At 46.2% G+C, this 12,453-nt stretch carries 15 protein-coding genes; 13 read left to right on the top strand and 2 right to left on the bottom strand.

Going from position 1 to position 12,453, the window contains the following annotated elements:
* The first annotated feature begins 26 nt into the window (after positions 1 to 26).
* The 13 genes from HDCHBGLK_RS00900 (at position 27) to HDCHBGLK_RS00840 (ending at position 10,702) form a co-directional block, all read left to right on the top strand.
* Entirely contained in the window at positions 27 to 1,217 is a 1,191-nt protein-coding gene (locus HDCHBGLK_RS00900; RefSeq protein ID WP_039909685.1) for an L-aspartate oxidase, read from the top strand.
* 28 nt (positions 1,218 to 1,245) lie between these two features.
* Entirely contained in the window at positions 1,246 to 2,097 is an 852-nt protein-coding gene (gene nadC / locus HDCHBGLK_RS00895) for a carboxylating nicotinate-nucleotide diphosphorylase (protein ID WP_025642794.1), read from the top strand.
* 35 nt (positions 2,098 to 2,132) lie between these two features.
* A complete protein-coding gene (locus HDCHBGLK_RS00890) occupies positions 2,133 to 2,648 on the top strand; it encodes a transcription repressor NadR (protein WP_004606790.1) in 516 nt (171 codons plus the stop codon).
* Positions 2,649 to 2,813: 165 nt separating this feature from the next.
* The gene (locus HDCHBGLK_RS00885) at positions 2,814 to 3,530 is read left to right on the top strand and encodes a phosphatase PAP2 family protein (RefSeq protein WP_004606789.1); all 717 of its coding nucleotides are present in this window, start codon (positions 2,814 to 2,816) and stop codon (positions 3,528 to 3,530) included.
* Positions 3,527 to 4,558, top strand: coding sequence for a lysylphosphatidylglycerol synthase transmembrane domain-containing protein (locus tag HDCHBGLK_RS00880; protein ID WP_004606788.1), 1,032 nt, complete (start codon positions 3,527 to 3,529; stop codon positions 4,556 to 4,558). The genes HDCHBGLK_RS00885 and HDCHBGLK_RS00880 overlap by 4 nt, the downstream gene beginning before the upstream one ends.
* A 31-nt stretch (positions 4,559 to 4,589) precedes the next feature.
* Positions 4,590 to 5,264 (top strand): CDP-alcohol phosphatidyltransferase family protein, encoded by a 675-nt coding sequence (locus tag HDCHBGLK_RS00875; RefSeq protein WP_009249416.1) that lies wholly within the window; start codon positions 4,590 to 4,592, stop codon positions 5,262 to 5,264.
* 31 nt (positions 5,265 to 5,295) lie between these two features.
* Complete coding sequence (locus HDCHBGLK_RS00870) at positions 5,296 to 6,174, top strand: phosphatidylserine decarboxylase (RefSeq protein WP_004606786.1); 879 nt, start codon at positions 5,296 to 5,298, stop codon at positions 6,172 to 6,174.
* Between the two features lie 68 nt (positions 6,175 to 6,242).
* The gene (gene cysK, locus HDCHBGLK_RS00865) at positions 6,243 to 7,169 is read left to right on the top strand and encodes a cysteine synthase A (protein WP_004606785.1); all 927 of its coding nucleotides are present in this window, start codon (positions 6,243 to 6,245) and stop codon (positions 7,167 to 7,169) included.
* A gap of 49 nt (positions 7,170 to 7,218) precedes the next feature.
* Complete coding sequence (locus tag HDCHBGLK_RS00860) at positions 7,219 to 7,812, top strand: TetR/AcrR family transcriptional regulator (protein WP_004606784.1); 594 nt, start codon at positions 7,219 to 7,221, stop codon at positions 7,810 to 7,812.
* A 73-nt stretch (positions 7,813 to 7,885) separates the two neighbouring features.
* Positions 7,886 to 8,104, top strand: coding sequence for an amidohydrolase family protein (locus HDCHBGLK_RS00855; protein ID WP_039909674.1), 219 nt, complete (start codon positions 7,886 to 7,888; stop codon positions 8,102 to 8,104).
* 101 nt (positions 8,105 to 8,205) lie between these two features.
* Positions 8,206 to 8,826, top strand: a complete 621-nt coding sequence (locus HDCHBGLK_RS00850) for a cytidylate kinase-like family protein (protein WP_004606782.1) — start codon at positions 8,206 to 8,208, stop codon at positions 8,824 to 8,826.
* Positions 8,827 to 9,100: 274 nt separating this feature from the next.
* Positions 9,101 to 9,955 carry a putative manganese transporter gene (locus HDCHBGLK_RS00845; RefSeq protein WP_004606781.1) on the top strand — a complete coding sequence of 285 codons (855 nt, stop codon included), beginning with the start codon at positions 9,101 to 9,103 and terminating at the stop codon, positions 9,953 to 9,955.
* Between the two features lie 156 nt (positions 9,956 to 10,111).
* Entirely contained in the window at positions 10,112 to 10,702 is a 591-nt protein-coding gene (locus HDCHBGLK_RS00840; RefSeq protein WP_004606780.1) for a DUF6465 family protein, read from the top strand.
* Between the two features lie 135 nt (positions 10,703 to 10,837).
* Here HDCHBGLK_RS00840 and HDCHBGLK_RS00835 read toward each other — a convergent pair whose 3' ends face one another.
* Both HDCHBGLK_RS00835 and HDCHBGLK_RS00830 read right to left on the bottom strand, forming a co-directional pair.
* Positions 10,838 to 11,032, bottom strand: coding sequence for a hypothetical protein (locus HDCHBGLK_RS00835; RefSeq protein WP_004607984.1), 195 nt, complete (start codon positions 11,030 to 11,032; stop codon positions 10,838 to 10,840).
* A 35-nt stretch (positions 11,033 to 11,067) separates the two neighbouring features.
* Positions 11,068 to 12,249 carry an IS91 family transposase gene (locus HDCHBGLK_RS00830; RefSeq protein ID WP_039909242.1) on the bottom strand — a complete coding sequence of 394 codons (1,182 nt, stop codon included), beginning with the start codon at positions 12,247 to 12,249 and terminating at the stop codon, positions 11,068 to 11,070.
* Between the last annotated feature and the right edge of the window lie 204 nt (positions 12,250 to 12,453).

Here is a 12,453-nt window from a genome sequence, read left to right as displayed (position 1 = left end):
ATGGTTCATCCAGGGAGGATTGGAAAATGGAGTTAAATACAGATGTGGTTATCATCGGCAGCGGCGTGGGCGGGCTGTTTAGCGCTTTAAGCCTGCCGGCGGATAAGAAAATCGTGATGATAACGAAGTCGGACCTTGAAAGCAGCGATTCATTTCTGGCGCAAGGCGGCATCTGCGTGATGCGGGGCTTGGATGACTATGACAGTTATTTTGAGGATACGCTGAAGGCAGGGCATTATGAGAACCGCAAAGAGGCTGTGGATGTTATGATACGTGGTTCCCAGGAAATTATTAAAGACCTGGTGGGATATGGCGTGGAATTCGAAAAAGAGGACGGAGAATTCGCATACACCAGAGAAGGCGCCCACTCAAGGCCACGCATACTGTTTCATGAGGACATTACAGGCAAGGAGATTACGAGCAAGCTGCTTGCGCAAGTGAAAAAACTAAATAACGTTACAATCTATGAGTATACGACGATGACGGATGTCATAGAAGAGAATGGGCGATGCAGCGGCATTATAGCAGAGAATTCCAAAGGAAGGCTGATCATCCATGCGGCGGATACGATACTGGCAAGCGGAGGGATTGGGGGAAGATACAAGCATTCCACGAACTTTCCGCATTTGACAGGGGATGCGCTTGAGATCGCAGGAAAGCATGGAATCCGGATGGAACATCTGGATTATGTACAGATACACCCCACTACCTTGTATTCTACCAAGCCAGGGAGGCGATTCCTGATATCCGAGTCTGTAAGAGGAGAGGGGGCCGTTTTATATAATAAAGACAAAGAACGCTTCGTCAACGAACTGCTCCCAAGGGACGTGGTTACTGAGGCAATCCACAGACAGATGGAAAAGGATGGCACCGATTATGTATGGCTATCTATGGAGCACATTCCCAGAGAGCAGATATTGAAGCATTTCCCTAATATATACCAGCACTGTCTGGAAGAAGGATACGATGTGACAAAAGAATGCATACCGGTAGTTCCGGCCCAGCACTACTTCATGGGGGGCATCTGGGTAGATCTGGACAGCCAAACCAGCATGGAGAATCTGTATGCGGTGGGGGAGACCAGCTGCAACGGAGTGCACGGCGCCAACCGCCTGGCAAGCAATTCTCTATTAGAGAGCATGGTATTTGCCAAGCGGGCAGCCAGAAAGATCGGACATGCTATGGAGAAGGAAGAAGTGGCGCAAGAGACGGCGTAAGAAGGAAGAAAAGGAGATTGGAAGACATATGAACAGTATCACGATGACCCTGCAGGTAGACCATCTGATCAGGGAAGCGCTAAGAGAAGACATTTCAAGCGAGGACGTTACGACGAATGCCGTAATGAAGGAAGCGGCAGAAGGAGAAGTGGATCTGATCTGCAAGCAGGATGGCATCATTGCAGGCCTGGAGGTATTTGGCAGGGTGTTTGAACTTCTGGATGCAAAGGTCAGGGTAGAACTTTACTGTAAGGATGGAGATGAAGTAAAGAAGGGCCAGCTTATGGGAAAGGTGAAGGGGGACATCCGTGTTCTGCTGTCCGGTGAACGGGTTGCGCTTAACTATCTGCAGAGGATGAGCGGCATCGCCACCTATACCCATTCCGTGGCAGCGCTCCTGGAAGGCAGCGGGACAAAACTTCTGGATACCAGGAAGACGACCCCCAATATGAGGATCTTCGAAAAATACGCAGTCCGCGTAGGCGGCGGGTATAACCACCGCTACAACCTGTCAGACGGGGTTTTGCTCAAGGACAACCATATCGGAGCAGCAGGCGGCGTAGGAAAGGCGGTACGGATGGCAAAGGAGTATGCGCCTTTTGTGAGGAAGATAGAGGTAGAAGTAGAGAATCTTAATATGGTCAAGGAAGCGGTTGAAGCCGGCGCGGACATAATCATGCTGGATAATATGTCCCAGGAAGAGATGGAAGAGGCGATCCGCATCATAGACGGGCGCGCCGAGACGGAATGCTCAGGCAATGTGACGAAGGAGAATATCAGCCGCCTGACATCCCTGGGGGTTGATTATATTTCCAGCGGCGCATTGACCCATTCTGCTCCAATATTGGATATTTCCCTTAAGAACCTTCATGTAGTATAATAAGACAAAAAATATTTCAGGAGGTGACAGAACGAATGACTGGTTCTGATAGAAGGGCGGATATTATCCAACAGATAAAGGAAAGCAGGACTCCGGTATCGGGAACGAAGCTGGCCTTAAGATATGAGGTGAGCCGTCAGGTCATTGTACAGGATATCGCGCTGATCCGGGCTTCCGGCTATGATATAATATCTACTAACCGGGGGTATATTCTGAATGCCCCAAAGTCGGTGAGCCGGGATTTCAAGGTACAGCATACGGATGAGCAGCTGGAGGAAGAACTGTGCGCCATCGTCGATCTGGGCGGATGCGTGGAGAATGTCATGATCAACCACCGGGTCTATGGCCATATGGAGGCAGTGCTTGGCGTGAATTCCAGAAGGAAGGTGGCGGAGTTCATGGAAGATATCCGCAGCGGCAAGTCAAGCCCTCTTAAGAATATTACTTCGAATTACCATTACCACCGTGTAAGCGCCGATAGCAAGGAGACGCTGGATATGATAGAAGAAGACTTGAGACAGAGGGGCTTCCTGGTCCCTTGTGGCAAATAATATGACAGACTGTATATAGAGATTCCCTGAAGGCAAAATATATGTTACGCTGCCTTCAGGGAATTTTTTTAGAAAGAAAATTATGAAGAATTATTAAAGATATGCCGCTTCTTGCTGAAAGTCTGTTATAATGTCCTGTAGGCAGGTAAGAAGGAGAGAGAAGATATGGTTGACAAGAGAAGAAAAAACCAGCAGTTCCTGCCCCTATACGCGGTTTTTCCGCTGTTGTCCTGCGTGGCGGTGAATAGCCTGGTTTATTTCGGAACGGAAGCCTTGACAGGAAACTGGAAGCACTATGACCTGACGCTTCCTGTTGATAGGGCGATTCCGCTGGTGCCAGGGGCTACTGTCATTTATCTGGGCTGTTATATATTCTGGATCATTAATTATATATTGATTGCAAGGCAGGGAGAAGAACACTGCTTCCGGTTCGTGACGGCAGATATGCTATCGCGAATTGTCAGCGGCATCATATTCATCCTGCTGCCGACTACGAATGTGCGTCCGGTATTGGCGGGAGACGATATTTTTGTGAAGCTTCTTGGAATGATATACAGTATCGATGAGCCGACAAGACTGTTTCCGTCCATCCATTGCCTGGTCAGCTGGTTCTGCTATATCGGAATCCGGGGCCGAGAGAATATTCCTAAGGCTTACCGGGCCTTTTCCTGTATCTTTGCGTTGCTGGTCTGCGTCTCTACGCAGTTGACGAAGCAGCATTATATCATAGATGCGTTTGGAGGAATTGCCATAGCCGAACTGACTTACTGGCTGGCATTCCATACGCAGGCTTACCGCGGCCCGAAGCGGGTATTCGACTGGCTGTACAGGGGAATCTTTGACAGGCAGGGAAAAATAAGCAGGAAAGAAGGGGAAGCGTGACAAGCAAAAAGAAAAAGATTGCCAATACCGCTTTTCTACTGCTGGTATTCGCGCTGACACTATACAGCGTGTTCAAAGGCGAGGATTTTAGAGCGGTCATGCGGGCAATCCTTAAGGTGAATCCCTGGTACATCCTGCCAGGAGGCCTGGGAGTCATTATCTTCATATGGGGAGAGTCCATAATTATCTGGTATATGTTTCGCACGCTGAAGATCCATGAGAAGAGATGGACCTGTTTTCTATACTCCTGCGTGGGGTTCTTCTTCAGCGCCATCACGCCCTCGGCAAGCGGAGGCCAGCCAATGCAGATCTACTATATGCGGAAGAATAAAATTCCCATTCCGGTATCGACATTGGTTCTGATGATTGTTACAATAACATATAAGTCCGTACTGGTAGTGATCGGCCTTTTTGTGGCGTTCTTCCAGAGAGGATTCGTTCACCGGTACTTGGAGGGGATTCTCCCGGTATTCTATCTGGGGGTAGCCCTGAACGTTGGCTGCTGTATTGCCATGTCCGTTCTGGCGTTTCATCCGGCCCTGGCAAAATGGATCATGATGAAATGCCTGAAACTGCTGGAGCGATTAAGAATCCTAAAGTACAAGCCGGAACGTACGCGCAGGCTGTCCGCATCTATGGATCAGTATAATGCAACGGCGGTGTATCTTAGAACGCATGGAAAGGTTATCATAAATGTTCTGGCGATTACATTTCTACAGAGGTTTGCCCTGTTTTTTGTCACCTGGTTCGTATATAAGGCTTTTGGGCTCCATGGCGCCCATATGTATGACGTGGTAATGCTGCAGGCAGTGGTTTCCGTATCGGTAGATATGCTCCCGCTTCCGGGAGGGATGGGGATCAGCGAGAACCTTTTCCTGATCATTTTTAGGGGGGTATTTACGGCGGGGCTGCTGCTGCCGGGAATGGTGCTCAGCAGAGGTATCGCATATTATATCCAGCTGCTGCTCTGCGCAGGCCTGACATTATTCGCCCATTTAAGGATTGGCCGGGATCCGGCTGTGGAATAAGAGAAAAGAATGAAGAAAAGAGAGAAGAAGAATGATAGGATATTATAATTACACGGTAGTATTAACGTATATAAGCCTTGCCTCTTCCGTATTCGGAATGACGCAGGCAATTCACGGGAGATTCAAGACGGCAATCCTGTGCCTTGCGATCTCTGGACTGTGCGACATGTTTGACGGGAAGATCGCACGTACTAAGAAAGACAGGACCGAGGATGAGAAGGCCTTTGGAATTCAGATCGACTCGCTGTGCGATGTAGTCTGCTTCGGCGCGTTCCCGGCGCTGATCTGCTATCTGCTGGGAGTGCGGGGACCCATTGGAATTGCGGCAATCATCCTATACTGCGTTAATTCCGTAGTAAGGCTGGCATATTTTAATGTGATGGAAGCCAAGAATGCGCTGGTGACGGAGACTGGGGAGAAATACTACCGCGGGCTGCCGATTACATCCATGGCGATCGTGCTTCCGCTGGTATTTATGGTACAGTTCTTCGTGCCAGATTACATATTCCGGCTTTGCCTGGTTTTGGCGCTGATTATCGTAGGCATCCTGTTTGTAGTAGATTTCAAACTTAAGAAGCCCAATAACGCGACTTTGGCAGTCCTGGTAGCAGTGGTTGGCGTTGCCGTGCTGATCATGCTGATTTTTACCAATTACCGAATCAGTTTTCACGCAGGATGGCCCTGGTTCACAAGATGGGTGCACTAGGCTTGCATTACAGGTATGGAGCGTGAAGGAAATGATGAAATATATTGACAGAGACGGAAAAGAGACGATAGAAGAATCCGGGCAGGACAGACTGCTTCGGCACCTGTATACCAGCCGGGCGGGAAGAATCTTTCTGAAAGCCATGACACGTCCGGGGGTATCCCGATTAGGGGGCTGGCTTCTGGAGCAACCCTGGTCCCGATGTCTGATCGGGCCATTTGTGAGAAAAAACAGGATTGATCTTTCCTGCTGCCTGAGGCAGGAATTCTCGTCCTATAATGATTTCTTTACCAGAAAGTTAAAGCCGCAGTATCGTATGCCTCAGGGAGATGAAGAGACGCTGACCAGCCCTTGTGACGGGAAGTTAAGCGTTTATCCTATCAAAAGCGGAAGGTCAGGAGAAGGCACATTTGTGATTAAGGATACGCCGTATACGATTGAGAGCCTGCTCCGTTCCAGGAGGCTTGCAGAACGGTATGATGGCGGATGGGCCTTCGTGTTCCGGCTTACGGTGGACGACTATCACAGATACTGCTATATTGACGAAGGCAGAAAATCCCGTAACATCCATATCCCCGGGGTCTTTCATACCGTTAATCCAGTGGCCAATGATATGGTTCCTATCTACAAAGAGAATACCAGGGAGTATTCTCTTTTAAAAAGCCGGCATTTCAAGACGGTGCTCATGATGGAAGTAGGCGCCCTGATGGTAGGGCGCATCACCAACTATCATCAGGCCTGTGAAGTAAGACGGGGCCAGGAGAAAGGACGGTTCGAATTCGGGGGATCTACGGTGATCCTGCTGTTTCAGGAAGGCGCGGTGCATCCAAAAGAGCAGCTGGTTTTGAATACGGCCAGGGGATACGAGACGATCGTAAAGATGGGGGAACGAATCGGGGAATCTGCATAATACTTGAAACATTTTCCAATTTGTTCTATAGTCTAATTATAAGAATAACAAAAGGAAGGTCATGAACAATGATATACAATGATGTATTAGAAGCAGTGGGAAATACTCCCCTCATCCGCCTGAACAGGATGACGGGGCCGGATGAGGCAGAAGTTCTGGTAAAGTTCGAAGCGGTGAATGTAGGCGGGTCCATCAAGACGCGCACAGCAATGAATATGATTGAAGCAGCCGAGAAGAAAGGGCTTATTCATAAGGACACGATTATCGTAGAGCCGACCAGTGGAAACCAGGGGATCGGCCTGGCTCTTATCGGCGCGGTAAAGGGATATAAGACGGTGATCATTATGCCGGATTCTGTCAGCGAGGAGAGAAGAAAGCTGGTGAAGAATTACGGCGCTCAGGTCATCTTGATCCATGATGCGGGGAATATAGGCGACTGCATTGCAAAGTGCATGGAGACGGCGCTTTCTATGGCAAAGGAAGATCCAAACGTATATGTGCCGCAGCAGTTTGAAAATGAAGCGAACAGCGCAGCCCACAGGGAACAGACGGCAAAGGAAATCCTGGAGCAGGCAGGAAAGCCGATTCATGGCTTCTGCTCCGGCATTGGCACAGGCGGAACCATCACCGGTATCGGCGAAGCCCTTAAGGCAGCAAATCCAGATATGGAGATCTGGGCCATTGAGCCTGAGAATGCCGCAATATTGTCCGGCAAAGAGGTGGGATCCCATCTGCAGATGGGAATCGGCGATGGAGTCATACCGGCCATACTGAACCAGGAGATCTATGATGATATCGCGATTGTCACAGATGAGGAGGCAGTGAGGACGGCAAAGGAACTGGCGGCAAAGGAAGGCCTCATGTGCGGCATCTCCAGCGGAACCAATGTGGCTGCAGCCCTTCGTCTTGCAAAGAAGCTGGGACCGGGAAAGACGGTTGTGACCATATTAGCTGATACTGCCGAGAGGTATTTCTCAACGCCGTTGTTTGACTAGCCAAAGGGCGCTGTCAGACAACAGAACAGAGAAGGTAGGAAGAGGGTATATGGCAAAGCATGAAGAGAGAGAAGATTTAAGAAAGCAGATCATAGATGCAGCCTGGCAACTATTTTATAAACAGGGATATGAGAATACCACCGTCGATGATATCGTAAAGAAGGCCAATACGTCCAAAGGGGGATTTTATTATTATTTTAAAGCGAAGGAAGAACTGCTGAATTCCCTGTATGCCATTTTTGACCGGGAATATGAGAAATTCTATGAGACGATGGACAGAAGCCTGGACAGTATCGTGCAGCTTGAACAGTTAAGCCAATATGTTTCATACTTCATTGAAGGTAATGTATCGGCGGAACTTTTGGCGGCATTGTATCAGTCCCAACTGACCAAGAAGAAGCAGGACTGCTTCCTGAATCCAGACCGGTTTTATAACAGGCTGGTCAGGAAGATTATTGCCGAAGGCCAGAAAAAGCATGAGATCCGGGAGGATATGTCGGTAGAAGAACTTGCGCATCATGTACTGCTTTTGGAAAGAGGCATCATTATGGATTGGTGCGTGCAGAACGGTTCCTTTTCACTAGGATATTTTGGGAGCAGGAACTTTGACCTGTACATTGAATTCATGAGGCCGAGAGACTAGAATAGGGAAGAAAGAGACTCCGAAAGGAGTCTTTTTTTGACAAATTAAAGACTTTAGTCTGTAAAAGATGAGGATGGGAACCTTCCGGACGCTGCATGCCGCGACCCAGGTGAATTCCGAGATCCTTCAGCTGGAGGATAAGATCGGCACGCTTGAGCCGGGAAAATATGCGGATATCGCAGCTTGGAAGAGAGACTTGATGACAGATCCATATGCGCTTCTTGACTGTGCTTTTGTCATGAAGGAAGGAGTCGTATATTCGACGGAACGCTGCGAAGAACTGACGGATTAGAAAAAATTACGTTTTTAGTGGCATTTTCCCTTGAAAGAGATGTATAATAAAGATAAATAATAGTCGTTGTTATAAAGTCTTCTGGAAAGGGAGGGATCGGTATGGCAGAGCATAAAATAGTTACGATCGGCCGTCAGTTTGGCAGCGGTGGGCATGAGATTGGCAATCGGCTGGCAACACGGCTGGATATCCCGCTGTATGACAATAATCTGGTGAGGATGGTAGCCGAGAAACTGGATATCCGGGAGGAGACCGCGCAGGCGGTGGATGAGACGACGCTGAACAGTTTCCTGGCAGGCTATGTGATTGCGCCGATGGAGTACTCCACTTATATCAATGCCACAGAATACATACAGCCGCTTAGCGAGCAAGTGTATGAACTGCAGTGCGAGATCATCCGCAAACTGGCTGAGAGAGGATCCTGCGTTATTGTCGGGCGCTGTGCGGACTTCGTGTTAAGAGATAATCCTAATTTAATCAATGTCTTTATCTGTGCAGATAAGGAAGACCGGATTAAGAGGATTGCACAGCGATATGATCTGTCGGAGCGTAAGGCGGCAGATCGGATCAAGAAGATTGACCGTGAGCGCAAGTATTATTATGAGTCCCATACAGGACTTGACTGGGGAAGCGTGCAGGCGCATCAGATGCTGCTGAATGCAAGCCGGCTTGGCATGGAGAAGACGGTAGATATATTAGAAGAACTGTATAAAGGCTGGTAGTCTTAGGATGTACGAGGGGCATAGTATTTGGATGAATACTATGCCCCTGCCTGCATTTGGATGAATCAACATCGTCTTTTATGGTATTATTTTAACTTATGAAGAAAAAAGTCAAGTGCAAATTTAAAAAATATTCAGTTGTCTGTCAATTTTTGTCGATCATTAGCGGGCAATAGATGGCGTGTTCTTTTAAATTGTCCTTGAAAATTATAGGAGAAGCATCTAAAATAAATCTATTAGGCTTATTGGCCGGAACAGAAAGGATAGGATATATATGAAAATGTTAGTGGAGGCTGTTATGGATACCACTTTTGACTGTCTGAAGATGCTTCCATTTTTATTTGTGGCATTTATCTTAATAGAGGCTTTGGAACATTACTCCAGTGACTTTACCGCAAAGGCGCTGGCAAAAGTAGGGAAAGCAGGCCCGGTTGTTGGGGCAGTTGCCGGATGCGTGCCTCAATGCGGATTCTCGGTTATGGCGGCGAACCTGTACGCAGGCGGAATCATATCGGTGGGAACCCTTCTGTCTGTATTTATTGCCACATCAGATGAGGCTGTCTTGATTATTATGAGCAACCCGGAAAGGATCCGGGAAGTGGGAGTTCTCCTTGCTGCAAAGGTAATCATTGCGGTTACGGCAGGATATATCATAGACATCTTCTTTCGGAATCAGATTGCCACAGTCAAGGAAAGCGGGAATCTGTGCAAAGACTGTGGATGCGATGAAGAGGATGCGGGAATATGGAAGCCTGTATGGCATCATACAATAAGAATATTTATTTATCTTTTTATATTTACAGGAATCTTGAATCTTTGCATAGAAATCTTCGGTATTGAACAGTTATCTAAGTTTCTGCTGGGGAATACTATATTTCAGCCGGTGATTGCGGCTATCATCGGCCTGATCCCTAACTGCGCGGCATCCGTTATTCTGACCCAGCTGTATCTGAATGGAGCGATTTCTTTTGCTTCAGTGATCGCCGGACTGTGTACAGGGGCAGGCGTCGGACTTGTGGTTCTGTTCAAGATGAACCGGAATAGAAGGGAAAACCTTAAGATTGTCGGAGTCCTGTTCTTGGTGGCAGTAGCAGCCGGCATGATAATTGCAGGGGTAGCGGGCAGGTAGAAGGGGAATTGGCAAAATTTGATTAATTTGCCGGTTTGAATCGCCAGTATACTGGCAATATCATGGAATTTTTGGTAAGAATTGCAATTTTGGAAGAATGTGCTATAATATTCAGGACTAGGTGATGAGGCTTAGTAGAAATGAGGAGGAATTATCATGGCCACAAAAAAAGTAACATCAGCAACCAAGAAAACAGAAACTGTGAACAAAACTGCGGCGGTGACAACTGCATCTGCTGATATGGCAGCAGTCAAAGCGGAAACAGTAAAACCTGCGGCAGCAAAAGAGCCAGTCAAGCAGGCTGCTGAAGCAAAAGAGCCAGTCAAGCAGGCTGCTGAAGCAAAAACGACAGTCAAGTTGGCTGAGCCTGAAAAAACAGAGCCAAAGAAAACACCGGTAGCAGATAAGGCTGAGACGGCTAAAACTCCTGCAGCTGAGAAAGCAACGGAAAAGAAAGCACCTGTAAGGAAAGCAACAACCAGAAGAACAGCGACGAAGAAGGCAGCAACAAAAACGACGGCTGCAAAGAAGACAACAGCGAAAAAAGAGATAAAGGTAAATGCCTTTGTTGAATATTACGGGAAACAGGTAGAAGAGAAAGATATCATAGCCAGCGTAAAGAAAGCCTGGACAAGTACCGGGAAAAAGGTTGGAGATATTAAGTCTATGGATCTATACATAAAGCCGGAAGAAGGCGCCGTGTACTATGTTATCAATGGAACAGAGACAGGAGCGGTTGCATTTTAAGGCAAACGTATGACCGGGAGTACCTTTTGCTGAAAGGTACTCTTTTTTTACTTTATAGGAAAGTTCTCCTTTCGGAGAACTTGGGGACTAAAATAGCCCGCTCAAAAGCGGGCATAGTGAATCAGACGGTTTGGATTAAAAGATGTAAAAGCCCTCTTCACCAAAATCGTCATCATCAAGGTTATCAAATTCATGTAAGAAATAATCCATATCCAGAAGTTCGTCGTCACTCATGTCATGGACTTCTTTAGAAGTCATACCTTCTGGTGGATTTTTAATGTACTGTTCCCTTAGTTCCTTTGCGAGTTCTGCTTCTGTTATACGTTTCATAGTGTGGCCTCCGTTCTTAAGATATATTGAGTTTATCATGAGAAAAGAGGTTTTGGAAGATATGAAAACGAGGCAGGCGAACGACATCTATGTTTTTGCATAGCCTTTTCGTATAATTCATGCAAAGGAACAGGATTATGATTAAAATATAGTTCTAAAAATAGCATGGTTTTTCCACAGTTCGGACATTTTAAAGGATCGTAACCAAAAGAATGTAAGATTGAATCACGCCACCTATTGAGTGAAAGAAAAAAGTTATGTTTTTCTCTGGAAATGGCTTTTCGTAAAAAATTGTCAGAATTACGGTGACGAGCGTAAATACCATAATAGCGAATCATTTTAAAATGTTTTTCAGGGATGTGTTGTGTTAAGCGGTCAATGAATTCCAAAACAGGAACAGTTTCTGTAATAAGTTTATTGTCTTCATGACGGTTGTAATGGAAGGTGACAAAATCACCATCGTAAGAATCAATGCGAGAAGTAGCAATAACAGGTCTGCCAAGATAACGACCGATATATTTGATAACCTGAGAAGGATTACACTTGTTAGGCATGGCGCGAACATAAAAACCATTTTTATCTTTTGCATAGATAGCAGATTTTACTTTTTTGAAAGCTGGACCTATTTTTTGATGGAGTTCATTTAAAAGAGCAGTTTGGAACGCATCACGTAAAAAATGATAGTTAAAATGTTTGAAGTGTCGCCAGGAAAGAGTATTACCAACACCACCTTCAGAAACAAGGCAGTGAATGTGAGGATTCCATTTTAAATCTCTGCCAAAGGTATGAAGGACGCAAATAAATCCAGGAGTAAATAATTCAGATTTATTTTCTTTATGGAACATACGAGAAATCACGCTGTTGACTGCCGAAAAAAGGCAGTTAAGAAGAGAACGGTCTTTAAGAAAAAAAGGCCGCAAAGAATCATCAATGGTAAAAACACAATGCCGATGTTGTACATCAATAATCTTAAAAGACATAGCAGTAGTTCTGTCAATGGAATACATGTTACCACAAGTTGGACAGAAGCGAGAATGACAACGAAAAGCAGTAAATTTGAAATTACCACAATTGGGACAAATATACATGGCGCCGCCATAAGATGGATCGCCACAATGAATCATTTTTTCTACATTCTCAACAATAGCATCACGAGGATGTTGAAGATAAATCATTTCTTCATAATGTTCGATAAAAATTTTTTGTAAGATATTCATAAGACCATTATGAAGCAAAATGAAGCAAAAAGAAACCCCTATCCCTCATGATTGAGGGGCAGGGGAGTTGAAGTGTCGAAGACACTATTTTTACTTCCAGCCGTTGCAGACGAAAAGGAGGAGATGACTTATGTAAAACTGCTGGTTGGATGTGCGTTTGGCTATGAGGGAAAAGTAAAGTTATTTCTTTTTTGCTGTTTATAT

Origin of the sequence: [Clostridium] scindens ATCC 35704, from assembly GCF_004295125.1 — a bacterium.
GTDB classification, from domain to species: domain Bacteria; phylum Bacillota; class Clostridia; order Lachnospirales; family Lachnospiraceae; genus Clostridium_AP; species Clostridium_AP scindens.
This window is presented reverse-complemented; position numbering and strand designations above follow the sequence as displayed.

Excerpts from the sequence above, each read along its gene's own strand:
- HDCHBGLK_RS00900 (WP_039909685.1), top strand. The coding sequence starts at position 27 with ATGGAGTTAAATACAGATGTGGTTATCATCGGCAGCGGCGTGGGCGGG.
- nadC (WP_025642794.1), top strand. The coding sequence starts at position 1,246 with ATGAACAGTATCACGATGACCCTGCAGGTAGACCATCTGATCAGGGAA.
- HDCHBGLK_RS00890 (WP_004606790.1), top strand. The coding sequence starts at position 2,133 with ATGACTGGTTCTGATAGAAGGGCGGATATTATCCAACAGATAAAGGAA.
- HDCHBGLK_RS00885 (WP_004606789.1), top strand. The coding sequence starts at position 2,814 with ATGGTTGACAAGAGAAGAAAAAACCAGCAGTTCCTGCCCCTATACGCG.
- HDCHBGLK_RS00875 (WP_009249416.1), top strand. The coding sequence starts at position 4,590 with ATGATAGGATATTATAATTACACGGTAGTATTAACGTATATAAGCCTT.
- HDCHBGLK_RS00870 (WP_004606786.1), top strand. The coding sequence starts at position 5,296 with ATGATGAAATATATTGACAGAGACGGAAAAGAGACGATAGAAGAATCC.
- cysK (WP_004606785.1), top strand. The coding sequence starts at position 6,243 with ATGATATACAATGATGTATTAGAAGCAGTGGGAAATACTCCCCTCATC.
- HDCHBGLK_RS00860 (WP_004606784.1), top strand. The coding sequence starts at position 7,219 with ATGGCAAAGCATGAAGAGAGAGAAGATTTAAGAAAGCAGATCATAGAT.
- HDCHBGLK_RS00855 (WP_039909674.1), top strand. The coding sequence starts at position 7,886 with ATGGGAACCTTCCGGACGCTGCATGCCGCGACCCAGGTGAATTCCGAG.
- HDCHBGLK_RS00850 (WP_004606782.1), top strand. The coding sequence starts at position 8,206 with ATGGCAGAGCATAAAATAGTTACGATCGGCCGTCAGTTTGGCAGCGGT.
- HDCHBGLK_RS00845 (WP_004606781.1), top strand. The coding sequence starts at position 9,101 with ATGAAAATGTTAGTGGAGGCTGTTATGGATACCACTTTTGACTGTCTG.
- HDCHBGLK_RS00840 (WP_004606780.1), top strand. The coding sequence starts at position 10,112 with ATGGCCACAAAAAAAGTAACATCAGCAACCAAGAAAACAGAAACTGTG.
- HDCHBGLK_RS00835 (WP_004607984.1), bottom strand. The coding sequence starts at position 11,032 with ATGAAACGTATAACAGAAGCAGAACTCGCAAAGGAACTAAGGGAACAG.
- HDCHBGLK_RS00830 (WP_039909242.1), bottom strand. The coding sequence starts at position 12,249 with ATGAATATCTTACAAAAAATTTTTATCGAACATTATGAAGAAATGATT.